Source organism: Eggerthella sp. AM16-19, assembly GCF_003474385.1.
In the GTDB taxonomy this organism is placed as follows: Bacteria; Actinomycetota; Coriobacteriia; order Coriobacteriales; family Eggerthellaceae; genus Senegalimassilia.
In genome coordinates, this window is record NZ_QUCY01000032.1 from 2,926 (window position 1) to 26,317 (window position 23,392).

Consider the following 23,392-nt stretch of genomic DNA (forward strand, 5'->3'; position numbering starts at 1 on the left):
AGGGCCCTGCGGCTCCCGTTCGCTTCTCAAACCGCATGACGTGGCCGGAAGGCCGGCGCCGTGGTTGGAGGCGGATTTGGGGAGCCGCAGGGCCCTTCGCGGTTTTCTGCGGGTTTGGGGGCTGAGGAAGGGGTCGGGGCCATGACCTCGGCCTGCTGCTTGCGCGTCAGGGTCTCGGCAATCGCCACGGGTGCCGGTTAGGCGGAGAAGCTGTGCCGTGAGGTGTTGTTGCGCGGTCACGGCGACGCAAACGCCGAACGGCTACGCGAAGCAGCTGACGATGATTACGATGGCGGTGGTGAGCAGGCCCGATACGGCGATGCTCACGCCGGACATGGCGCCTTCCAGCTCGCCCATCTCAAGGGCTTTCGTGGTGCCAACCGCGTGGCTGCAGGTGCCGATGGCCACGCCCTTGGCGATGCGGTTGTTCACGCGGAAGATCTTCGACATGAGCGGCGCGAAAATGGCGCCGAGGATGCCGGTGATGATGACGGCTGCCACGGTGATGGACGTGATGCCGCCCAGCTGCTCCGACACGGCGATGGCGATCGGGGTGGTCACGGACTTGGGGATGAACGATGTAGCCATCTCGTCGCCCAGGCCGAGCAGCTCGCAGAGCGTGTATGCGCTGATCATCGACACGACCGAGCCTACCAGGCAGCCGCAGAAGATGGGGATGAAGTGCTGCTTGAGGATCTGGCGTTGGCGGTAGACCGAATACGCCAGGGCGACCGTCGCCGGCCCCAGCAGAAACGAGACGAGCTGCACGCTGGACTCGTAGGAATTCAGCGGGATGTGGAAGACGCACAGGAGCGCGATGATAACCGCCACCGTCACCAGCAGCGGGTTGAGCAGCGGGGAGCGCACCTTCTTGTACAGCGCCACGGCCAGCTTGAACACGATGAAGGAGATTACGGTGCCTACGGCCAGGGTTGCGATGAGGTTCAGCATGGGTTAAGCCTCCTTGCCGGCAACGGTGCCGAAGGCGCCGTCGGGTGTATGAGGATGGTGCTTGCCGGCGCCCTCGGCATGCGTGCTGTTGGAATCGGTGCTGCCTGCCTGGGCTTTTGGCGCGTTTTCCGCCTCAACAGCGGGGGCCAGCGCGGTGTCCTTGCCCAGCTTCGCCATAATCCAGGACACGAACAACACCGTATAGGACGTGGCCAAGAACACGATGACGGTAGTGGCGATGCAGACGAACGCGAACTTCGCCGCCGCCGCTTCCAGCATGGAGAAGCAGCCCATGATGGCCACGCCGGCGGGAATGAAGAACACGGACATGTTGTCGATGAGGTAGTCGCACGCCTCGCTGATGTACTTCGTCTTCAGGATGTGCGTGCCCAGCAGCACCAGCAGCAGCACCATGCCCAAGATGTTGCCGGGAAGCGTGATGGGCAGCACGGATGCCAGTGCGCAACCGGCTGCGTATACGCCCATGATCAGGCATAACTGGGCCAGTAGCAGCAAACCGTGCTTGACGGAGCGCTGCAGGCGCTGTTTGGGGGTGTCGGCTCCCTGGAACATCTCGTCGTGCGTTTCCTTCAGGTCGCCTTTGACGGAGACGACGAATTCCTTGAAGTGCGCCCAGATTTTGCGCGCACAACACTTGACGCTTGCGGCGTCGTTATTCGATTTCATGATGTGTGGAACAACCCCTTGCCTGATTTTGGGAATGGATACCGTTTGTCTCGGATTTCATACTAGGACGCTTGCCCGGCATTTCAAAAATTTGCCGGGGAATCCACGCGACCGGCATAAGCCGTGCAGCGGAACCTCACAAAACCCGGGCATGCGAAAGGGGGCGATGGGAATCGGTTCCCATCGCCCCCTTTGAGAAGTTGGCGGATCGGTTGTCGGGTTTCGGCGTTAGCGCTCCCGGGCCTTCCATCCCAGCGCGGCCGCAGCTATGACGAGCGCCGCCACTGTTGCCACTAGGCCTATGGTGGGCGCCTTGTAGCCTACCAGCATGACCGCTGTGCCGAACAGCGCCATGACCAGGCACAGGATGCTCAGCCGTTTCATGTAACCCCGCGCGTCCATTTAGTAGTTCACATCCTTGTCGTTCAGACGCCCGCGGAAGACGCGATACGCGATCACGTGGTAGGCCAGCACCAGCGGTACGCCCACGCAGGCGATGCCGGTCATCCACGCCAGCGACGTGTCGGAGGAAGCCGCGCTCATCAGCGTGATGGATGCGCCCACGCTGCCGGGAGCTGCCACCACCAGGTTGGGGAACAGCGTGACCGCAGCAAGCGCCACCAGGCACATGGCCGCTGCCGACTGCAGAAGGAACGCCACCAGGTCGTTGCCCTTACGGCCGAGCACGATCGACGCGACGACGCATGCAAGGAAAACGAGGGCGATGACCACGCCGGCTGCAAGCATGCCCGGCGCGAACACGGGCTTCACCACCGCGAACGCCAGGACCGTGGCAACGGCGAAAAGCACCAGAGCTGCGACCTGGCAGGGCACGCGCAGCTTTGCGGCGCGCTTATGCACGGCGGAGCCGGCAGGCGCTTTCAACGCTACCCATGCAGCGCCCGCCGAGAGGCACATGGCCAGGCCGAGCAGGCCGGCGACCAGGGTGAACGGCGACAGCAGGCCCAGCAGCGGCACGCCCGCGTAATCGCCGTTGGCGGCCATGGGGATGCCGGCGATCACGTTGCCGAGCGCAACGCCTAGCAGCAGCGCCGGCAGGAACGAGCCGACGATGAAGCAGACGTCCCATGCGCGCGCCCATTTCGGGTCGTGGGCCCGGAACTCAAGCGACACGGCGCGGACGATCAGGCCGAACAGCACCAGCATGACGGCCAGGTAGAAACCCGAGAACGTGGTGGCATATGCTGCGGGGAACGCCGCGAACAGCGCGCCGCCGGCGGTGAGCAGCCATACCTCGTTGCCGTCCCATACCGGGCCGATGCTGCGGCGCACGAGCGCCCGCTCGCGCTCGTCTTTGGCCAGCGCGCGGTACAGGACGCCCACGCCCAGGTCGAACCCGTCGAGCAGGAAGTACCCGGCGATCAGCACGAAGATCAGAAAGAACCAAAGGATTGCAAGCGCGCTCATGGCTATTCCCCTTCCTTGACGTCGGCGGTTGCATCATCGGCGGAGCCGGCCGCGGGGGCGTCATCGCCGACGGGCCCGCGCTTGATGAAGCGCGAGATCACGCGCGCCCATCCGACGAACAGGAACACGTACACGGCTGCGAACAGGGCCAGGGTCAGCAGCAGCTCAGGAGCGGAAACCGACTGCGAGATGGCGTTGTTCGTCAGCAGGCTCACGCCGTCGGGGCCGGACGTGGAAGGATAGACGACCCAGGGTTGGCGGCCGACTTCGGCGGTGATCCAGCCGACCTGGATGGCGATGAACGGGAACAGCGGGCTTACCAGCAGCAGCTTCTGCAGCCAGCGCATGGAGCGGATGCGGCCGCCGCGCAGACTGAACACCACGGCCAGGATAGCTGTGATCATGATCAGGCCGTACATGGCAACCATAAGGTGGTAGGACTGGAACACCAGGTTCACGGGCAGGTCGGCAACGTCCATGTCGCCGTACTTCTCGGTCTGCGCCAGCGAGTTCAGGCCCTGGTACTGGGCGTCCCACGTGCCCGTTGCCAGGAAGCTGGTGCCTCCGGGAATGGAGAACGGGGTGACGACCTGCTGGTTCTCCTCGTCGACCCAGCCAAATGCGTACAGCGGGGGCACCTCATCGTCGTACATTCCCTCCATCATGGCAAGCTTGGTGGGCTGCTCCTGTGACACCTCGACGGCGGAGGAGTGCGCGGTGACGATCAGGGCGCACGAGGCCACGATGCCCACGACGGCGCCCACGCGGATAGTCTTCATGGCGAAGTCGGCGTGCTTGCCGCGCAGCAGGTACCATGCGCCCACGGCCAGGGAGGCGAACGCGCCCATGATCAGCAGCGCCACTACCACGTGGGTGTAGCGCGGCAGCGTGGACGGGTTGAACGCCGCTGCCAGGAAGTCGGTGATGACGGCCTTCGAGCCGTCGGCGGCCAGCTCAGCGCCGGCGGGCGTCTGCATCCACGAGTTCGCGATGAGGATCCACAGCGCGCTCAGGCACGAACCAGCCCACACAAGCCACGCGGACACGGTGTAGAACAGGCTGGACACCTTGTTGCGGCCGAACAGCAGCACTCCCAGGAACACCGATTCCAGGAAGAACGCGAACAGGGCCTCGGCGGCAAGCGGCGCGCCGAAGATGTCGCCCACGAAGCGCGAGTAGTCAGCCCAGTTCGTGCCGAACGAGAACTCCATGGTGATGCCGGTGGCCACGCCGATGGCGAAGGTGGCGGTGAAGATGCGCACCCAGAAGCGCATGGCGTTGCCGTCGGCCTCGCTGCGGCTTCGGTGGTACTTGGTGGCGAAGATGGCCAAGATCAGGCCCAGGCCGATGGATAACGGAACGAAGATGAAATGGTACGCCACGGTCAGCGCGAACTGGATTCGCGAGAGCAGCGCGACGTCGGATAGCATATCCATGAGAACCCCTCTCCTATGTTCATATGCTACTAAACTAGTAACATAGTACGTCGCGAAACGAGAAAATGGAAGTCTTAGCAAGATTTTGCATCGATTATTTTTGCAAGAACGCTCTGTCGGCCGTTCGTTTGAGCTCGGCGAACCGCGCGCAGCGTTTCGGCGCGTGCGGTTTGCTGCGGGAGCGCGCAGTGTGGTGGGTTTTAGAGCTTGCTCGGGCAACAGCGGGTTTGGCTTGCTTGGGCGACGATCGGGGCAGCAGGGTAGTTGCTGGGGCCGCGTCCGGGCGCATCGTGGCGCGCCGGACGCGGTGTCTTCTTCGCCTAGTTGTCCGCGACGATGGAGTTCATGATGGCGGACACGATGCTGATGACGATGGACGCGAAAAACGCGCTGCCGAAGCTGGAGATGTAGAACCCCACGTTGAACATGCCGTTGCTCAGCCACGCGGCCAGGTACAGCATGGCGGTGTTCACCACCAGGTAGAAGATGCCAAACGTCAGGCACGTGATGGGCAGGCTGAGCAGCTGCAACAGCGGTTTGATGCTCATGTCGATGAGCGACAGCGCCAGGCCGGTGATGGCCACGGCGATCCAGCTTTCGGTGGTGCCCAGCACGGCGATGCCGGGAACCAACCATACGGCGGCTCCTACGGCGACGGCGGTGGCCAGCCAACGGATGATGAATTGCATGGCGTTTCCTTTCGGTGCGGTGGGGCATAGGGTCAAGGCAGTTCGCTTCCGATTATAGCTTCGTGTTATGCGCGGCGCGTGCGGGGCGCTGCCGGGCAATGCCCGGGTCGTGCGGGGTGCCTTCGCTCTACCGCGTGGCGTCGCGGCCCCGCTGCAGGGGTGCCGCGACGCCCCTGCGCCGTTAGCGATCGTCGCCGCGCTGCAGCTCGTCGAGGGCTTTCGCCAGGTCGGCGATCTTGAACGGCTTGCCCACGTGGGCGTTCATGCCCGAGTCCAGCGCCTTCTTCACGTCGTCGGCGTAGGCGTTGGCGGTCAGCGCCACGATGGGCGTGGTCTGCGCGTCGGGGCGCGGCAGCTTGCGGATGGCGCGCGTGGCCTCGTAGCCGTCCATCACGGGCATCATGGCGTCCATGAGCACGGCGTCGAAGTGCTGCGGCTCGCTTTCGGCGAACAGCTCCACGGCCTCCTTGCCGTTTTGCGCCTGCTCGAGGGTCGCCCCGCGCTCGGTGAGCATCTCGGCCAGGATGATGCGGTTGATCTGGTTGTCCTCGGCAACCAGGTAGCGCCGGCCTTTGAACACCTCGGTGTAGGAGGGGCGCTTCTCATCCGCATGGCCCTTCGCGCGTCCGCGCTCGGCGTCCTTGCCCGTTCGCTTGCCCTTGCCGGGGTCGTTCTCGGCGGCCTTGCACGGGCATGGCTTCGCGCCTTCGCCTTCGCCCAGCTTGAACTTCAGGTTCACGGTGAACGTGGTGCCGTGACCTTCCTTGCTTTCCACATCGATGGTGCCGCCCATGGCGTCTACCAAGGCCTTCGTGATGGTCATGCCCAGGCCGGTGCCCTGGATGCCCTGCATCTGCCTGCCTTCGGCGCGCTCGAACGGGGCGAAGACGTGGTCGATGAACTCGGGCGGCATGCCCATGCCGTTGTCGCGCACGATGAAGCTCAGGCGCACGAAATGCGGGCTGGTCTGCTCGTGCTCCTCCACGTGCAGGGCCACCATGCCGCCGTCGGGCGTGTACTTCACCGCGTTCGATAGCAGGTTCAGCAGAATCTGGCGTACGCGCAGCTGATCGGCGGCGAAGCTGCGGTGCTGCACGTTCACCGCATCGAGCGTGAGCAGCTGCCCCTTCGCGGTGGTTTGCGGCCGCATGATGGCGTCCACGTCGCGCAGCAGCGTATCAAGGTCGCAGCATTCCTCCTGCAGCTCGACGGCACCGCTTTCGATCTTGGACATGTCGAGCACGTCGTTGATCAGGCTGAGCAGGTGTTGCGACGAGGTCTGGATGGTGGCCAGGCACTCATCGGTCTTGTCCCAGTCGCCGGCGTTGTCGCGCGCAATCTGCGTCATGCCCATGATGGCGTTGATGGGGGTGCGGATGTCGTGGGACATCTTCGCCAAGAACGTGCTCTTCGACTGGTTCGATTGCTTGGCAATGGCCAGCGCCTGCTGTAGGCGTTCGCGGCTCTCGGTCTCCTTCGTGCGGTCGAACAGAACGTACACCAGCTTCTCCGTGTCGCCCACCTTCGCGCGGAACAGCGTCTCGTGGTACCAGCGCAGCTCGCCGGTCTCCTGGTGGCGTCGCGTGCTGTCGCCGTCGCGGTGGTCGTTGCTGGGAAGCGAGTGCATGCTGGTCTCGAGCAGGCTTACCGACCCCGGCTCCAGCGAGCGGTCGATGTTGCGCACGTCCTTGGCGATGTCGGCGGCGGGGATGCCCAGGATGCGCTGCGTGTTCGGGCTGACGTAGTCCACCGAGCCGTCGTCGGGGCTGAACATGATGAAGATGTTGTCGGTGCTGCCCGACAGCGCGCTGAACAGCTGCTCGCGGTACTTCACCTCCCGGACCTGCTGGTCGAGCACGCGTCGCCCGTGCTGCACCAGGATGACCACTACCAGCGCGGCAAGCGCGAACAGCACCACCGACACGGTTGCGATGGTGAGCAGCTGCACCTCCGACATGCTGGCGTTAACCACGTTGCTCGGGACCACGCCTACCATCACCCAGTCCTGGAACCCGACGGGCATGTAGGTGAGGTAGTACTGGTTGGTGGCGGTGGAGAACTGCGTGGTGCCGCCTTGACCTGCATCGATGTCTGATCGAAGGGAATCTATGCCGTCGTCTGCGCCGAACGAGGCTATCTGGCCGAGCCAGTCGAGCAGGTTCGACGACTGCGAGTACTGGTCGGTGGCGGAGAACAGCAGGTTGCCGGCCGGCGTGATGACGAAGCAGCTGGACTGCCCGTCGAAGGCGTTCACGTCAAGGGCCGCTTCCATGTCATGGTTGTTGTAGCTTATGGCGATGGCCGAGTATTCGAACCCGTCGAACGAGGCGGGCGCCACAGGCGTGGCGAACACCGTCAGCCCCGTGCCGCTGGTGGGGACGGTATCCGCCACGATGCTGCTCCCGCCGTTCAGCTGATCGAGCTGTTGACCTAGGTTCAGGGTGCCGCGCTCGCCGTCGGGGGTGGCGTAGGCGCCCTGCGAGTTGATGAAATAGAAGTCGGTGAAGCCCCATTTTGCCTGTTCGCCGTCGATGAACTCGCGCGCCTGCTCGGCATCGTCGCCGGACACGGAGCCGTCGGGCGAGTGGGCGGCGGAGTCCTCGAGCATGGTGTTCCATGTGCTCAGGTGGTTCCAGTTGTCGGATACCAGCATGGAGAACGTGTTGTTGACCTGGGAATAGATTTCCTTCAGGTGGTCGGCGCTCTCGTCGTGCACCTTCTCTTGTATGAAGTGGACGTACAGGCCGCACACGCAGGCAAGCGTCACGATGACGATGCCGATGGCGGCGGCGAGGGATCGTCGTTGCATGGGACCTCGTTTCAGGCAAGCGCGGGTTCCCGCGCGGGGCGTATGGGTGGGTTTCGGCGGCCGGCGCCGGCGTATGCGCGCCGGGCCCGTCGCGCATACGAGCCTGGCGCGCATACGTTGGGCGAACCGTCGTCCGCACCATCATATGCGCTCCGGACGCGGCGTGCGGCGGCGCGGGCGAACGTGCGCCGAACCGTGCCGCGTCCGTTGCCGGCCCGTTACGGGCAGGCGTGGATTCTGCCTTGAGGTTGCCGGCGGCATGCCGTCGCCGGCCGCGCATGTGCGTATACTAGATAGTTACGGTTTTATGCAAGCGGACAAGGGGAGCTCATGAAGGAAAACGGCCAGAAGCGCGCAGGCGGGCAGGGCGGGAAGCGCCCGCGGCAGGCGGCACGGCCCCAAGCCGGTCCTCGGCGTCAGCAGGAGCGCAGGCAGGAGGGCAACGTGGCGGCAAGCGGTCTGCCGCAGTGCCCGGTTGCGCGCCAGTGCGGCGCCTGCCAGCACGTCAACCAGCCCTACGACCAGCAGCTTGCGGCGAAAGACGAGCGTGTGGCCCAGTTGTTTTCCCAGGTGGCAGGCCCCGAGGCGCTGCGTCCCATCCTGGGCATGCGGGACCCGTACGCCTATCGCAACAAGGTGATGTCCCCGTTCGCCCCCGGCGCGCCGCGCAAGGCCGCGCCCGGCAAGCACGGCGGCGGCAAGCGCCCCAGCCGCCCTGCCTCCCCGCAGCGCGACATCCTGTGCGGCATGTACGCCGCCGGCACGCACCGCATCATCGACACGGGGGAATGCCTGATCGAGAACGCCCAGGCCAAGCAGATCATCCGCGCGGTGCGCAGCCTTATGTTGAGGTTCGGCATCCCACCCTACGACGAGGACCGCGGCACCGGCTTCATGCGCCACGCCGTGGTGCGCGTGGGCCACACCACCGGCGAGGTGCTGGTCACGCTGGTCACCAACGGCCAGCAGTTCCCCGGCGCAAAGAGCTTCTGCCGCGAGCTGGTGGGCCGCTGCCCGTTCATCACCACGGTGGTGCAGAACATCAACGAGCGTCAGACCAACGTGGTGCTCGGCCAGCGTGAGCAGGTGCTCTACGGCCCCGGCTTCATCCTAGACAAGCTGTGCGGGCTGAGCTTCCGCATCTCGTCGCAGTCGTTCTATCAGGTGAACAGCGTGCAGACCGAGGTGCTGTACCGTCAGGCCATCGAACTGGCGGGCTTCACCGGCGCCGAGCACGCCATCGACGCGTACTGCGGCACGGGCACCATCGGCCTGGTGGCGGCCTCCATGGGCGCGGCGCAGGTCACGGGCGTGGACTGCGTGGAATCCTCCATCCGCGACGCGCAGCAGAACGCGCGCCACAACGGCGTGGACAACGCGCGCTTCGCGGTGGCCGACGCCGGCGCGTTCATGCGCGACATGGCGGCGCAGGCCGCGGCGGGAGGGCGCGCGGGCACCGACGAGGAGGGCCGTCCGCTCGTGCTGCTCATGGACCCGCCGCGCGCCGGCTCCACCGAGGAGTTTTTGCGCGCAGCGGTGCAGCTGGCGCCCGAGCGCATCGCCTACATCTCGTGCAATCCGGAAACACAGGTCCGCGACCTGGGTTTTCTCAAGCAATTCGGCTACGGCGTGCGAACGGTGCAGCCCGTGGACATGTTCCCGCACACCGACCACATCGAGACCATCGCGCTCATCGAGCGCATGTAGCGGCAACCATATATATAGGTAGGGAAGGAAATGGCAGAGCAACAGCGAACGGGGAGCGGGGGAGCCGTGGCGGGCGATGCCGGGCTCGGCGCCGATGCGGTCGCGCGTCCCAAGGACGTGCTCGCGGCGGCGCGTCGCTGCATCGAGCAGCGCGGGCTGGCGAACGCCGAGACGCCCGTGCTGCTCATGGTGTCGGGCGGCTCGGACTCCACGGCGCTGGCGTACGTCGCGCGGCAACTGGCCGATGAGGGGGCCATCGGGCCCATCGCCATGCTGCACGTGAACCATCGGCTTCGTCCCGGCGCCGCCGATCAAGACGAGGCGTTCACGGCGCAGTTGGCGGAGCTTCTGGGAATCCCCCTGTTCAGCTGCCAGATCGACGTCGCCGGCCAGGCGCAGCGCGAGGGCGGCAACGTGGAGGCCGTCGCCCGCCGCGAGCGCTACCTCGCCGCCAACGAGGCGCTTGCAAGCCTGTGCCGCCATGCCGCCGCGCCTCTGTCCGAGGGCCGCATCTTCACCGCCCACACCGCCGACGATCGCGTGGAGAACTTCTACATGCGCTCCATGGTGGGCACTGGGCCGGGCGGCTTCCGCGCCATGAAGTACGCCAACGGCCCCGTCGTCCGCCCGCTGCTCGACGTCGGCCGCCAGGACCTGCGCGACTACGTGCAGCAGCGCGAGCGCGAGGGCCTGCCGTGCGCATGCGACGCCGATGGCTGCCTGTGGCGCGAGGACGCCACCAATGCGCACACCGACCGCTTCCGCGCCTACGTGCGCCACGAGGTTATCCCGCACGTGAAGGAGCGCAGCCCGCAGCTGCTCGAGGTGCTCGGGCGCACCATGAACCTGATCGCCGATGAGGACGATATGCTTGAGGAAATGGCATCCGGCCTGGTGAAACGTCATATGGCATGGACCGAGGCGCTGCCCGACCGACCGCCGGCGTACGAGGAGGGCGGCGTGCTCGCCCCCGAGCTGGGCACCCAACCCGTGCCGCTGCAGCGTCGCGCGGCGGTGCAGGTGCTGCAGGCCATGCTGGGTCCCGACGCACGCGTCGAGACCGCATCGGTCGATGCGGTGCTGGCGGCGTGGGACGAGCCCGGCACCCCGCAGGCCGCCCCGCATGGCGGATACGTTGCGAACATCCAGGGGAACCTGGCAATCAGCGCGAACAAGCGCGGCGTGAGGCTCGAGCCCATGGCCGCATTCAGAGTAAGGAGAAGGAAATGAGCGAACAGCCCATGCCGCAAGACGCGGCGCAGGAGAACGAGCAGGCCGCAGCCGAGCAGGCGCAGGCCGCTGAGCAGCCGATGGCCGTCGATGTGATCCTTGCCAGCGGCAGCCCGCGCCGCAAGGAGCTTCTGGAGCGCGAGGGCGTGAGCTTCACCATCCGCGTATCCGAGGTGGACGAGTCGCTGGAGCCCGACCTTGAGGCCAACCCGCCCGAGGCGGTGAAGAAGCTGGCCGAGCGCAAGGCCGGCGCCGTGGTGCAGGAGGTGCTCGGCGAGGGCTACACGGGCATGGCGGCCATCATCGGCGCCGACACCATGGTGGTGTGCGACGGCGAGATCTTCGGCAAACCGGCCAGCATCTCCGACGCCAAGCGCATGCTGCGCCGCCTGCAGGGCAACACGCACGAGGTGCTCACCGGTGTGTCGGTGTGGCTGGTGTCCGCACCCAACGCCGAGGACGTGTCGTTGGGCTTCCGCACGTTCGTGGACCGCGCTGCCGTCACGTTCCATCCGCAGACCGACGAGCAGCTGGCAGAGTACCTAAAGTGCGGCGAATCGTTCGACAAGGCGGGCGCATATGCCGCCCAGGGCAACGGCGCCAAGCTCATCAAGCACATCGAGGGCGACCTGGATACCGTCATCGGCCTTCCGGTGACGCGCCTGCTCAAGGAGTTTCCCGACCTGAAGTAACCGGCTCTGCCGTTTTCGTAAGCAGTGGGCCATCGGCATCCCGGGGCGCTGCGGCGCCCCGGTTCGCGTTTCGGGCCGCCGGCGCCTGCGCGGCATCATTCGCCGCCCCGTGCGGCGGGTTCGCGCCGCACGTCCGCTTCCGTGGTTTCGGCAGGTCCACGGGCGCTCGTATTTATGTGGCGTTACGGTATTGTCATGTGCCCGGTCGGGCCGAATGGTACACTTGTGCTCGTTCATATAAGGGCGCTCAGGGCGCTCTTCAGGCGAAATGCATCGAAGAGGTAATCATCGTGCACGAAAACATCGATCGCATCCTGTTCACCGAGGATGAAATCAAGCAGCGCGTCGCCGAGATCGGCGCGGGCATCACGCAGGACTACAAGGACGACCCCGACGGCGTTATCCTCATCTCCGTCCTGCGCGGCGCGGCCATCTTCATGGCCGACCTGGCACGTCAGATCCAGCTGCCGTGCGAGATGGACTACATGGCCGTTTCGTCCTACGGCAACGGCGTGAAAAGCTCCGGCGTGGTCCGCATTCTAAAGGACCTGTCCTCCCAGATCGAGGGCCGCAACGTGGTCATCGCCGAGGATGTCCTGGACTCCGGCCTCACGCTCACCTACCTGCTGAAAACGCTGAAGGCGCGCAACCCGAAGTCCATCGAGGTCGCCACGCTGCTGCGTAAGAAAACCCGCGCGCAGGCCAAGATCGACTGCGCATACGTGGGCTTCGAGTGCCCCGACGAGTTCATCGTGGGCTACGGCCTGGACTACGCCGAGCGCTACCGCAACCTGCCGTACATCGGCGTCCTGAAGCCCGAGTTCTACAACTAGGAAAGCAAGGCCTATGCCGCAAAACAACAAACCCCAGATCCAACAGCCCAACCCCCGGACAACCATCATCTCGGTTGTCCTTTTCCTGCTGGTGGCCTTCTTCGTGGGCCAGCAGTTCATGAGCATGTCGGAGTCTTCGCAGGGCACCACCGATAAGCTGGTGGCGTCCGAGTTCCTGCAGGCGGTCGACCAGAACCGCGTCACGGAGGTCACGTACAGCGCCGGTGACTACACCGTGTCCGGCACGTATTATCCCGCCGTCACGGCCGGCGATTCCGCCGCCGACGCGTTCAACAGCGCCATCGACGCCATGAACGCAGGCATGGCAACGCTGAAGGACCCGAACACGGGCAAGCCGCTCTCGGGCGTGGGCACGCAAGACGTCGAATCCCAAACGCTCGGCCAGGAGCACAAGTTCACGTGCACCTGGGCCGGCAGCTCGCTGTCCGACCTGATGGCCCAGCACCCCGAGATCAAGTACGAGGTGAAGACCCCCAGCCCGTGGGGCGACATCCTCACCACGCTGCTGCCCATCATCCTCATCGGCGCAATGTTGTTCTTCCTGTTCAACCAAATGGCGAAGGCCAATAACTCGCAGATGAACTTCGGCAAGGCCAAGGCCAAGCAGAGCATCGAGGAGCGCCCCGACGTGCGCTTCTCCGATGTCGCCGGCGTGGACGAGGCCGTCGAGGAGATGCAGGAGATCAAGGACTTCCTGGCCAACCCCGCCAAGTACCAGTCCATGGGCGCGAAGATCCCGCGCGGCTGCCTGCTGGTGGGCCCTCCGGGCACCGGCAAGACGCTGCTGGCCCGCGCCGTGGCCGGTGAGGCGGGCGTGCCGTTCTTCAGCATCTCGGGTTCCGACTTCGTCGAGATGTTCGTGGGCGTGGGCGCCTCCCGCGTGCGCGACTTGTTCAAGCAGGCTAAGGAGGCAAGCCCCTCCATCGTATTCATCGACGAGATCGACGCCGTCGGCCGCCAGCGCGGCACGGGCCTGGGCGGCGGCCACGACGAGCGCGAGCAGACGCTCAACCAGCTGCTCGTCGAGATGGACGGCTTCGAGGCCAACGATTCCGTGGTGCTCATCGCCGCCACGAACCGCGCCGACGTTCTCGACCCCGCGCTGCTGCGCCCCGGCCGCTTCGACCGCCAGATCGTGGTGGACGTGCCCGACGTGAAGGGCCGCGAGCGCATCCTGAACGTGCATGCGAAGAACAAGCCGCTCGGCAGCGACGTGGACCTGTCCTCCGTGGCCAAGCTCACGCCGGGCTTCTCGGGCGCCGACCTGGCCAACCTGCTCAACGAGGCTGCGCTTCTGACCGCTCGCCGCAACAAGAAGATCATCACGCAGCAAGAGGTCAGCGAGTCCATGGAGCGCGTCATCGCCGGTCCCGAGCGCAAGGGCCGCGTGATGGACGACCAGACCAAGCACACCATCGCGTACCACGAAAGCGGTCATGCCCTGGTGGGTCACCTGCTGCCGAAGGCCGATCCGGTGCACAAGATCAGCATCATCAGCCGCGGCCGCGCGCTGGGCTACACCCTGTCCATCCCCAAGGAGGACAAGGTTCTCAACACGGTGGGCGAGATGCGCGACGAGCTGGCGGTGTTCATGGGCGGCCGCGTCGCCGAGGAGATTTTCTGCGACGATGTGACCACCGGCGCCAGCAACGACCTGGAGCGCGCCACCAAGATGGCCCGCGCCATGGTCACGCAGTACGGCATGTCCGCTGAGCTGGGCACGCAGGTGTTCGGCCAGCCCAACCACGAGGTGTTCCTGGGCCGCGACATGGGCAACACGCAGGACTACTCCGAGGAAACGGCTCGCCGCATCGACGACGAGGTCGCGCGCATCATGAAGGAAGCGCACGACCGCGCCTACGAGATCCTCAGCGCGCACCGCGAGCAGATGGACCTCATGGCAAGTGTGCTGCTTGAGCGCGAAACCGTCGAGGGCGAGGCCTGCAAGGCGCTGCTGGACAACACTTGGAACGATTATCTGCAGCGCGAAGGCGACATCATCGCCGCGAAGGAGGCCGAGGAGGCGGCGGCGCGTGCTCGCGACGAGCAGCTTGCCGACCCGAACTGGAACGGTGAGCAGGGCGGTCAGGTGCCGCCGGCGCAGCCGGGTTCGCCCGTGCAGCCGGCCGGCGTGCAGCAGCCGCAGGCTCCTGCGAACGGCGGTCAGCCGCCGGTTCCCCCCGCAGGCGGTCAGCAGCCCCCGTACCCGCCGGCAGAGTAAGCCGGCGTGGTGCCGCGCCGCACCTTCGCGGTGGGCGGCGGGATCGTTCGCGCGCGATGCGCCGGGCTTTTCGGCCTGGGGCGGCGGATGCGATGTGAAAACGTCAAGGTATAGTAAGAAGGCGGGCCGTTAGGCTCGCCTTCTTTTGAAAGAAAGGCATTCAGCATGATGTGGAAATGCGGTTCGTTCGAGTTCGATACGCGCAAACCGGTGATCATGGGCATCCTCAACGTCACGCCCGACAGCTTCAGCGACGGCGGCACGCACAACACGCCCGAGGCTGCGCTGGCTTGGGCGCAGCAGATGCTCGATGAGGGCGCGCATATGATCGACGTGGGCGGCGAGTCCACGCGCTCGGGGTCGGCCGAGGTGAGCGTCGAGGAGGAGACGGCCCGCGTGCTCCCCGTGGTGCGCGCCCTTGCCGAGCAGGGCGTCTGCGTGAGCGTGGACACCCGCCATGCCGCTGTGGCGAAGGCGTGCGTGGAAGCCGGCGCCGCCATCATCAACGACGTGTCGGGCTTCCGCGATCCGGCCATGGTGCAGGTTGCCGCCGAAAGCGATTGCGGTGTGGTGGTCATGCACATGAAGGGCGAGCCGGGCACCATGCAGCAGAACCCGCAGTACGACGACGTGGTCGCCGAGGTGCGTGATTACCTGTGCGACCAGGCGGCCATGCTCGAGGCCGCCGGCGTGGAGCCCGAGCGCATCTGCGTCGATCCGGGCCCGGGCTTCGGCAAGACGGCTTCGCAGACCCTCGAGCTCGTACGCAACTTCCAGGAGTTTGCGCGCTTGGGCTACCCGGTCATGGTTGCCGTTTCCCGCAAAAGCTATCTGGGCTTCGCCTACGGCATCGACGACCCGGTCGAGCGCGATCATGTGAGCGCCACCGAGGCGCTTATGGCGTGCGAGCTGGGCGCCGGCGTTGTGCGTGCGCACAACGTGGCGGAAACCGTGAAGGCGCTGTCCGACATGCGCCCGTACGCGTTCTTGGGCCTGGGCTGCAACGTGCCGCTGGTGGCGGAGCCCGGCGAGGAGCTTGAGGGCAAGATCGCCATGCTCAACCAGGCCATCACCGAGCTGTGCAGCCTTCCTGATTCGCAGATCATCGACATCTCCAGCTTCTACGAGAGCGAACCGGCCTACTACGAGGACCAGGACGCGTTCGTCAACGCCGTGGTGCTGCTGCGCACGGGTATCGCGCCGAAGGAGCTGCTGGGATATCTGCACGCCATCGAGAACAGCCTGGGCCGCGTGCGCGAGATCGAGAACGGGCCGCGCACGTGCGACCTGGATATCCTGGACTATCAGCTCTACGTCACGGACAACGATGTGCTCACGTTGCCGCATCCGCGCATCTTCGAGCGCGACTTCGTGCTGAAACCGCTGCTGGAGCTGCGCCCGAACCACGTGCTGGCCGACGACGTGCGCGTCGCGCAGGCGGCCAAGCCGGAATCCGAGCGCTACGGGAAAGCCGAGCGCATCAGCCGTTAAGCCGGGGAAAGCGGCGGCTTGCGGACGGTCGGATGGGTTCCGGGGCGCAGGCTCTGATATCGGGCTTGCGTCGGGCTTGCGGGGTCCGGGCCGGGTTGTCGGCTTGGGCGATGGGCTGCGGTTAGCGAAGCTGGAGCGTTGGCTCATTGCGGCTTTCCGCGGCCTTGCGATGACCTTATGCCATGCCGCCGCATAAGGGGAGAAAGGTGCTGGGATGCAGTTTCGCGTGCAATCGTTTGAGACTGTAACGTCCACGAACGACCTGATCAAACGTGCTATCGAGGAAGGCCAACCCGAGGGTCTGGCCGTGCGCGGCCTGCGGCAGACCGCCGGCTACGGCAGGCAGGGTCGCGCGTGGGAAAGCCCGATTGGCGGCATGTACCAGTCGTTCTTGCTGCGCCCCGAAGTCCCGCCGGCGCAGCTTCCCACGCTCAGCTTGCTGGTGGGCCTGGCCGTTCGCCGCGCGATCGCGAGCCTCGTCCCCGAGCTCGAGGGTCGCGTGCAGGTGAAGTGGCCGAACGACATCGTGGTGGCCGAAGCGGGCGCTTCATTGGACGAAGCCGCGCCCTCGGCAGGCGAAGGCTCCGCTTGCGGGGAGGGGTCTTCGGCTCTTTGCGACGCGGCTCCTGGTGACGATTCCCGGCCCAAGCGCCCCTTCCATAAGCTGTGCGGCATCTCGACGGAGATGCATGCGCGGGCGCTGTGCGTGGGCGTGGGCGTCAACGTGGCCCGCCCGGCCGATACCGCATCCGTGCCGGCGGGGAAGAACATCCCGGTATACCTGGATGAACTGGGATTTTGCGAAGGCCCCGTGGAAGACCGCATCAACGCTGTGGCCGGTGCGCTGTGCGACCAGCTTGCCATCGTGTATCCGCTGTGGTGCGAACAGGGCTTCGAGCCCTTCCAGGCCGAGTTCGACGCGTGCTCCGCGCTGTCCGGGCGCTTCGTGCGCATGGAGGACCTTTCGGGCAACGTGTTGGCGGCGGGCACGGTGACGCGCGTGGCCCCGGACGGCAGGCTGGTGCTGCGCACGCCGGAAGGCGCGGAGGTGTTAGCAAGCTCGGGCGAAGCTCATATCCGCTAGGCGTTCTTGCGGGTCGGTACGTCGCGTGTGCGCCGACCGCGGCGCCCGCGCGCTGGATGCACGCGTTGCTTCGGCATTTGCGTGGATGCGGCTTGGGCGTATGCGTCCGACATGTGCGCGGCAGCGAAGCGGGCAGCGCTTCGAAGGCGTCCAGCTTCGCCCCCTTCCCTTTCTTGTCCAATATGCATGAATGATGGAATCCCGGCATGGGGGCTCTCTTGCGTGCGCTCTCTGCAGGTCGCCGGTCATATATAATAGAGCGCTGGCAAAATTTTAGATAGTTAAAGGTTTCGAAAGGCAGCATGCAAGCATGACGCAAGAGCAAGAAGCAAAGGGCACGTCCGCGGTGCCGTCCCATCCGGCGGATGCCCAGGGCAAGCCCGCAGCGCCTGGCCACCAAGGCAAGCCCAGGCAGCACGATAAGGTCACGCGCATGGGCACGGAGTCCATTCCGCGCCTTATTACCGAGTTCGCCATCCCCTCCATCTTGGGCATGCTGGTCAACGGCGCCTACAACGTTATCGACTCCATCTTCCTGGGGCAGGCAATGGGCGAGATCGGCTTGTCCACCGCCACGGTGGCAATGCCCATCATGACGGTGTTCATGGCCATCGCCATGCTGATTGGCAACGGCGGCAACGCCTTGGCCGCGCTGCGTATGGGCGAGGGCAAGCCCGAGGAGGCCGAGCGCAGCCTGGGCAACACGGTCACGCTTTCCCTTATCGCTTCCGTGGCGGTGGCTATCGCCATGTTCGTCCCGGCTTGCATCGATGGACTGCTCAGCGTGTCGGGCGCCACTCCCGAGGACTGGGACTACGCCATGCGGTTTATCCGCATCATCAGCCTGGGCTTCATCTTCCAGTGCATCGGCATGGGCGTGAACAACTTCATCCGCACCGCCGGCGCCCCGAACCGCGCGCTGGGCACCATGATCATCGGCGCCGTTGCATGTACCGTGTTCAATGCGCTGTTCGTGCTGGTCATGGGCATGGGCGTCGTGGGCAGCGCGCTTGCCACCGTGTGCGGCCAGGCTATCTCGTGCGCCACGGTGCTGTGGTACTTCTGCCTGACGAAGGGCGTCCCTATGCGCCTGCGCCTGCACATGATGCCGCTGCACGGCGAGACCGTGCGCCTGATCCTGTCGCTGGGCCTTGCGAGCTTCGCCGTCCAGGCGGGCATGGCAGCGGTCAACTTCGTGCTGAACAACCTGCTGAACATGTACGGCGCGCAAAGCCCCATCGGCGCGGAGGGCGCGCTGGCGTCCATCGGCGTGGTGCAGCGCGTGGCCTCGTTCGTGGTGCTGCCGCTTATCGGCATGTCGATCGCCATCCAGCCGCTGCTCGGCTTCAACTACGGCGCGCATTTGTTCAAGCGCGTGAAGATGACGCTGGCCTGGGGCATCGCGGGCAACACGGTCATCGCCGTGGTGCTGTGGGCGCTCGTACACCTGTTCCCCGTCCAGATCGTCGGCTTCTTCGGCATCACTGACCCGAACCTGCTGTCGTTCACGGTGTTCGCGCTGCAGGTGCAGCTGTTCCTCATCCCGTTCGTGGGCTTCCAGATCGTGGGCTCGAACTACTTCCAGGCAACGGGGCAGCCGGCGAAGTCGGTGTTCCTGTCCCTCACGCGCCAGATCCTGTTCCTGATCCCGCTCTACATCGGTCTGCCCATGGTCATGCCCGTATGGTTCCCGGGTTACACGGGCCTGGATGCGCTGTACTTCGCGTGTCCCGTGGCGGACTTCCTGGCCATCTTCACCACCGGCGTGTTCGTCCTGCTTGAGCTCAAGCGTCTGCGCAAATTGGAGAATGGCCAGCTGCAGGCCAAGTTCTAGCGGTTTGTTTCAGCCTTGCAACGTTTTTTGCGCTGCAAGGCTTTTTTGCGGCCGAAATCACCGAGGGAAATTGCGCTCGTGCTACAATTCCTCTGTGATTTGTAGGAAATAGGATTGCTGCGTTTGGCGCAGCGATCGCCGCGAAGGTATCGCGGATGGGTCCCCCCGATCGGGTCGGAGGGGCAAGGAAGGGGAAGTTGTGGAACAGGTTCAGAAGAAGACGGCCGCCGGGTCGCGCACGCGTTCCATCGCGTTCGTTGCATTGACGGTCGCCATCACGGCGGTGTCGGCGTGGGCGACGGTGCCCTTGGGCCCTGTGCCGTTCACGCTGCAGATCTTCGCCGTGGCGTTCATGGTGCTGGTGCTGCAGCCGAAAGAAGCTGTTGCGGCCATCACCGCGTACCTGGTCCTGGGTGCCGTGGGCGTGCCCGTGTTCAGCGGCATGCGCGGCGGCATCGGCGTTCTGGCCGGTGCGACCGGCGGCTTTCTGTGGGGCTATCTGCTTGGCGTGGGCCTTGCCGTGGCCGTGCGCTTCGGCTTGAAGGCCCTGCTGGCCCGTGATGGCCAGGCGAAGGGCGCTCGCGTGTTTGTCATCGACTTCCTGACCGGCCTGGTGTTCCTTGCCGTCGCCTACGTGTGCGGCTGGGCGCAGCTCATGGCCGTGGCTTCCATGACGCCCGCCGCCGCCTTCGCAGCCGGCGTTGCGCCGTTCATCCTGATCGACCTGGCGAAGCTGGTCGCGGCCGTCATCTGCGCCCGCGCCGTCAACGCCGCTGTGGGACGTCGCGCATAAGCGATTCTCGCATATCCCAAGTGCAACGAAAAGGCCCGCTTATGCGGGCCTTTTCGTGTTTCGTCATGGGTTTGCGGGCGATCGGCGCTGGGTTGCTCGATGGGTTTCGTCTCCAGCAGCTCGCGCGCGATACGGGGGGACAGGTTTGCGGGCGCCAGGCGTGCGGATGCGCAAAGGAGGGGTTTGCGCATCCGCACGCCTGGCGCCTGGATGACATTGCCGCTGCGGCGCCCCGTTGCAGAAAGGGGGTCCGGGCGCGCGGTTACGCCTCGTACAGGACGGCGCCGCTGGTGAAGCCGCCGCCGAAGCCTACGAGCACCACCTTGTCGCCGGGGTGGATGTTGCCGCTTTCATACGCGTCGCACAGCGTCATGGGGATGCATGCCGACGACGAGTTGCCGCGATGCGCGATGGACACCTGGAAGCGCTCGAGCGGCAGGCCCATGCGCTTGGCGGCGTACTTGATAATGCGCAGGTTCGCCTGATGCGGGACGATGAACTGCACGTCATCGATGGTCAGGTTCGCGCGGCGCAGCACCTCCTCGATGGCGGCGGGCATGACGCTGGTGGCGAACTTGAACACCTTCTGGCCGTTCATGTACAGGGCCTGGCGCGGCGCCCCTGCGGCAACGCGTTCCGTGACATCGAGCTCGGCGTCGATGGGGGCGGTGCCGGGGTCGGCCTGTTGCAGAGCGTCCGCATCGATGCCCTCGGGCGTGAAGGGTTGGGGCGCGTCGTAGGCGGAAGGGCAGGTGAGGGCGTTGGAATCGTCGTCATCGTTTTTGATGTACCACGACAGGATGCCGGGCTTGCGCTCGTCCCATTCCACCACGGCGGCGCCGGCGCCGTCGCCGAACAGCACGCATGTGTTGCGGTCGTTCCAATCGACGATGCGGGTCAGGCGTTCGCCGCCCACCACGAGCGCTCGTCGGATGGGGTTGCGGCCCGCCGCGCCCGCAGCGCCCGGGGCGCTGGCGGCCATCATAGTCTCGGCGATGGTCAAGCCGTAGATGAAGCCCGAGCATGCGGCGTTCATGTCGAATGCCGCGGCGTTGACCAGGCCCAAGCGTCGGCGCAGCATGGCGGCGCAGGTGGGGACCACCTCGTCGGGCGTGATGGTGGAGTAGATGATGAGGTCGATGTCTTCGGGAGCGATCTTGCGCTCGGAATAGCCACCATCCGCCCAGCCGAGCGCCTGGCGCGCGGCGCCTTCGGCCAGGTCGATGTTGCCCTCGCTGACGCACACGCGGCGCGAGAGGATGCCCGTGCGCGTGGAAATCCATTCGTCGCTGGTGTCGACCAGCTTGGTCAGCTCTTCATTGGGCACGTCAAGTGCCGGCAGCTGCTTGCCGCAGCCGATGATGGTGCAACCCATGATGCTCCTTCGATGTACGGGGCGATGCGCCCCGGAGATGATGCGTGTCGATTGCATTCGAGTATAGCATCACGCGTTGCGGCCCCTGCGAATCCCCACGTCCTGACCCCTGCCCGCACCGGAATCGATGCGCGGGTGAAGTAAACACTTGGTGTCCTGGGGACGTTCCGGTCGGCGGAGGGGTCGGGCGCATGTGCGGATGGGCGGTGATGGTCGGTTATGGGATGCGCATGGCGAAAGGGCCGATGCCGCCTGGGGGCGGATCGGGCATCGGCCGTCAGCCCGGTTGCCCAGGCTTTCCTTTAGGCGTTCTTCGTTTTCCCGTGGGGCTTCTTCACCGAGATGTCGGCGGGGATGGAGGGGATGGCGATCATGAAGCACGCCCCGCCCTCGGGGAGGTTGACGGCCTCGACGGTGCCGTCGTGCGCCTCGGCGATGGACTTCACGATGGCAAGGCCCAGGCCCGTGCCGCCCGTGCCGCGCGTGCGGCTTGCGTCGGTGCGGTAGAAGCGGTCGAAGAGCAGCTTGGGGTCCACGTCGCCGAAGCCGCAGCCGTCGTCTTTCACGGCGATGATGGAGTTGCCGTTCATGCCGAACAGCTCAACGTTGATGTGCCCGCCGGGCTTGATGAAGCGGCTGGCGTTCTCGACCAGGTTGGTGACGGCCTGGCGCAAGCTGTCGGGATTTCCCAGCACGTCGGGGGCCTCGCCCGAGACGCTCGTGTTCGCCTGGCGGTCGTGCAGGATGGGGGATAGCGCATCGACCACGCTGTTCGCCAGATCGTGCAGGTTCACGCGCTGCATGGTCTCGGGGATGGGGGAGCTTTCTATGCGCTGCAGGGTCAGCAGGTCGTGCGTCAAGCGGCTGAGGCGCTCGCTTTCGTTCACGATGATGCCGCAGAACTTCTCATGCAGCGAGGGCGGCAGGTCGGGGTCGGCGAGCATCTCGGCGTTGCCGCGGATGGCCGTCAGCGGCGTGCGCAGCTCATGCGCGACGTCGCTGATGAACTCGTTCTGGCGGCGCTCTTTGATGGCGAGGTCGTGCTGCTGCTGGGTAGTGGTTTGCACGAGGCGCTTGAAGTCGCTGGTCAGCAGATCTGCCTCGTACATGCGGCCGTCGGGCTCGAACGTGACGGGCGCGCCGCTGCGGAACGCTGCCATCTTCTTCGCCAGGTCGCTAAGCGGCTCGGATAGGAAATGGCCGATAAGCAGGCTGATGCAGAAGATGACCACGCTGATGGGGATGAGGACCAGCAGGACCGCTATGGAAGCGTCGTACACGAGCATGCACACGACGGCCGTGACCACCGCAGCGAGCAGGCTGAGCAGCGTGGCCAAGAGCGCGAAATATGTCTGCAGCCGTTTTATAGCTTGAACCTATATCCGTAACCGCGAACCGTTTCCACAAGGCCGGGATCGTAACCGGCTTGCTCGATCTTATCACGCAGGCGCTTGATGTGGGTGTCCACGGTCTTGGTTTCCGTGAGGTATTCCCAGCCCCAGGCGTCGCGCAGCAGCTCCTCGCGCGAAACCACCTTGCCGGCGTTCTTCATAAGGCATGCCATCAGCTCGAACTCGCGGGGCGTCAGGTCGATGTCGCCGGCGGGGCCGGTGGCGGTGTGCGCGTCCTCGTCGAGCGTGATGCCGCTGGCGGTGATGGCGTGGCTGTTCGGCGTGAGCTCGTTGCCCTGGCTGCGGCGCAGCAGCGCGCGGACGCGGGCGATGAGCTCGCGCACACCGAAGGGCTTGGCCAGGTAGTCGTCGCCGCCGATCTCGAGCCCGACAACCTTGTCCAGCTCGGTGTCGCGAGCCGAGAGGAACAGCACGGGCGCGGACGTCTTGGTGCGCAGGCGGCGGCACAGCTCGTAGCCGTCCATGCCGGGCAGCATGATATCCAGGACGAACAGGTCGTAGTCGTTTTCCTGGGCCATTGCCAGCGCGTCCTCGCCGTTGTCCACGACGTCGGACTGGAAGCCCTCTTTCTTCAGGGCGTATCCGACGAACTCCGTGATGGAGGGCTCGTCGTCCACGACCAGGATGCGCGAAGGCGTTTCGTTCATGATGTGCCTCCTACTATCTTCTTATCGCGTTTTGACTGTTTCAATCGAACCA

19 protein-coding genes are annotated in these 23,392 nt (G+C 65.5%); 9 read left to right on the forward strand and 10 right to left on the reverse strand.

The genetic code is table 11. The annotated features are described in order from the left end of the window. Positions 1-261: 261 nt before the first annotated feature. The 7 genes from DW178_RS10130 to DW178_RS10155 all read right to left on the reverse strand — a co-directional run bounded on the left by DW178_RS10130 (position 262) and on the right by DW178_RS10155 (position 8,000). The gene (locus DW178_RS10130) at positions 262-951 is read right to left on the reverse strand and encodes an LrgB family protein (RefSeq protein ID WP_118351158.1); all 690 of its coding nucleotides are present in this window, start codon (positions 949-951) and stop codon (positions 262-264) included. 3 nt (positions 952-954) lie between these two features. Then, entirely contained in the window at positions 955-1,638 is a 684-nt protein-coding gene (locus DW178_RS10135; RefSeq protein ID WP_286168662.1) for a CidA/LrgA family protein, read from the reverse strand. A gap of 228 nt (positions 1,639-1,866) precedes the next feature. Further along, positions 1,867-2,022, reverse strand: a complete 156-nt coding sequence (locus DW178_RS11335) for a hypothetical protein (protein ID WP_158574184.1) — start codon at positions 2,020-2,022, stop codon at positions 1,867-1,869. An 18-nt stretch (positions 2,023-2,040) separates the two neighbouring features. Continuing rightward, positions 2,041-3,066 (reverse strand): cytochrome d ubiquinol oxidase subunit II, encoded by a 1,026-nt coding sequence (cydB, locus tag DW178_RS10140; protein ID WP_118351161.1) that lies wholly within the window; start codon positions 3,064-3,066, stop codon positions 2,041-2,043. Between the two features lie 2 nt (positions 3,067-3,068). Further along, positions 3,069-4,502 (reverse strand): cytochrome ubiquinol oxidase subunit I, encoded by a 1,434-nt coding sequence (locus DW178_RS10145; protein WP_118351164.1) that lies wholly within the window; start codon positions 4,500-4,502, stop codon positions 3,069-3,071. A gap of 320 nt (positions 4,503-4,822) precedes the next feature. Next, positions 4,823-5,191 (reverse strand): phage holin family protein, encoded by a 369-nt coding sequence (locus tag DW178_RS10150; RefSeq protein WP_042432458.1) that lies wholly within the window; start codon positions 5,189-5,191, stop codon positions 4,823-4,825. 181 nt (positions 5,192-5,372) lie between these two features. After that, the gene (locus DW178_RS10155) at positions 5,373-8,000 is read right to left on the reverse strand and encodes a hybrid sensor histidine kinase/response regulator (protein ID WP_118351167.1); all 2,628 of its coding nucleotides are present in this window, start codon (positions 7,998-8,000) and stop codon (positions 5,373-5,375) included. Between the two features lie 330 nt (positions 8,001-8,330). Here DW178_RS10155 and rlmD point away from each other — a divergent pair, with 330 nt between their 5' ends. The 9 genes from rlmD (at position 8,331) to DW178_RS10200 (ending at position 19,906) form a co-directional block, all read left to right on the forward strand. Next, on the forward strand, positions 8,331-9,707 hold the full coding sequence (gene rlmD, locus DW178_RS10160) for a 23S rRNA (uracil(1939)-C(5))-methyltransferase RlmD (RefSeq protein ID WP_118351169.1): 1,377 nt from the start codon (positions 8,331-8,333) through the stop codon (positions 9,705-9,707). Positions 9,708-9,737: 30 nt separating this feature from the next. Further along, positions 9,738-10,937 (forward strand): tRNA lysidine(34) synthetase TilS, encoded by a 1,200-nt coding sequence (gene tilS, locus DW178_RS10165; RefSeq protein ID WP_118351171.1) that lies wholly within the window; start codon positions 9,738-9,740, stop codon positions 10,935-10,937. Then, positions 10,934-11,629 (forward strand): Maf family protein, encoded by a 696-nt coding sequence (locus DW178_RS10170; protein WP_502695389.1) that lies wholly within the window; start codon positions 10,934-10,936, stop codon positions 11,627-11,629. Before tilS ends, DW178_RS10170 begins: the two co-directional genes overlap by 4 nt. 290 nt (positions 11,630-11,919) lie before the next feature. Next, complete coding sequence (hpt, locus tag DW178_RS10175; RefSeq protein WP_118351174.1) at positions 11,920-12,462, forward strand: hypoxanthine phosphoribosyltransferase; 543 nt, start codon at positions 11,920-11,922, stop codon at positions 12,460-12,462. A gap of 13 nt (positions 12,463-12,475) precedes the next feature. After that, complete coding sequence (ftsH, locus tag DW178_RS10180) at positions 12,476-14,704, forward strand: ATP-dependent zinc metalloprotease FtsH (RefSeq protein WP_118351177.1); 2,229 nt, start codon at positions 12,476-12,478, stop codon at positions 14,702-14,704. Between the two features lie 165 nt (positions 14,705-14,869). Continuing rightward, positions 14,870-16,195 (forward strand): dihydropteroate synthase, encoded by a 1,326-nt coding sequence (gene folP, locus DW178_RS10185; protein WP_118351180.1) that lies wholly within the window; start codon positions 14,870-14,872, stop codon positions 16,193-16,195. A 214-nt stretch (positions 16,196-16,409) separates the two neighbouring features. Continuing rightward, positions 16,410-17,279 (forward strand): biotin--[acetyl-CoA-carboxylase] ligase, encoded by an 870-nt coding sequence (locus DW178_RS10190; RefSeq protein WP_118351182.1) that lies wholly within the window; start codon positions 16,410-16,412, stop codon positions 17,277-17,279. Positions 17,280-17,589: 310 nt separating this feature from the next. After that, positions 17,590-19,113 carry an MATE family efflux transporter gene (locus DW178_RS10195; protein WP_118351185.1) on the forward strand — a complete coding sequence of 508 codons (1,524 nt, stop codon included), beginning with the start codon at positions 17,590-17,592 and terminating at the stop codon, positions 19,111-19,113. 199 nt (positions 19,114-19,312) lie between these two features. Continuing rightward, a complete protein-coding gene (locus DW178_RS10200; protein ID WP_118351188.1) occupies positions 19,313-19,906 on the forward strand; it encodes a biotin transporter BioY in 594 nt (197 codons plus the stop codon). A 262-nt stretch (positions 19,907-20,168) separates the two neighbouring features. Here DW178_RS10200 and DW178_RS10205 read toward each other — a convergent pair whose 3' ends face one another. From DW178_RS10205 to DW178_RS10215, 3 genes are all read right to left on the reverse strand, one after another. After that, positions 20,169-21,281 carry a 3-oxoacyl-ACP synthase III family protein gene (locus DW178_RS10205; RefSeq protein WP_118351191.1) on the reverse strand — a complete coding sequence of 371 codons (1,113 nt, stop codon included), beginning with the start codon at positions 21,279-21,281 and terminating at the stop codon, positions 20,169-20,171. A gap of 302 nt (positions 21,282-21,583) precedes the next feature. Then, entirely contained in the window at positions 21,584-22,618 is a 1,035-nt protein-coding gene (locus DW178_RS10210) for a sensor histidine kinase (RefSeq protein WP_202898030.1), read from the reverse strand. Between the two features lie 26 nt (positions 22,619-22,644). After that, positions 22,645-23,340 (reverse strand): response regulator transcription factor, encoded by a 696-nt coding sequence (locus DW178_RS10215; protein ID WP_118351194.1) that lies wholly within the window; start codon positions 23,338-23,340, stop codon positions 22,645-22,647. Positions 23,341-23,392: the final 52 nt, after the last annotated feature.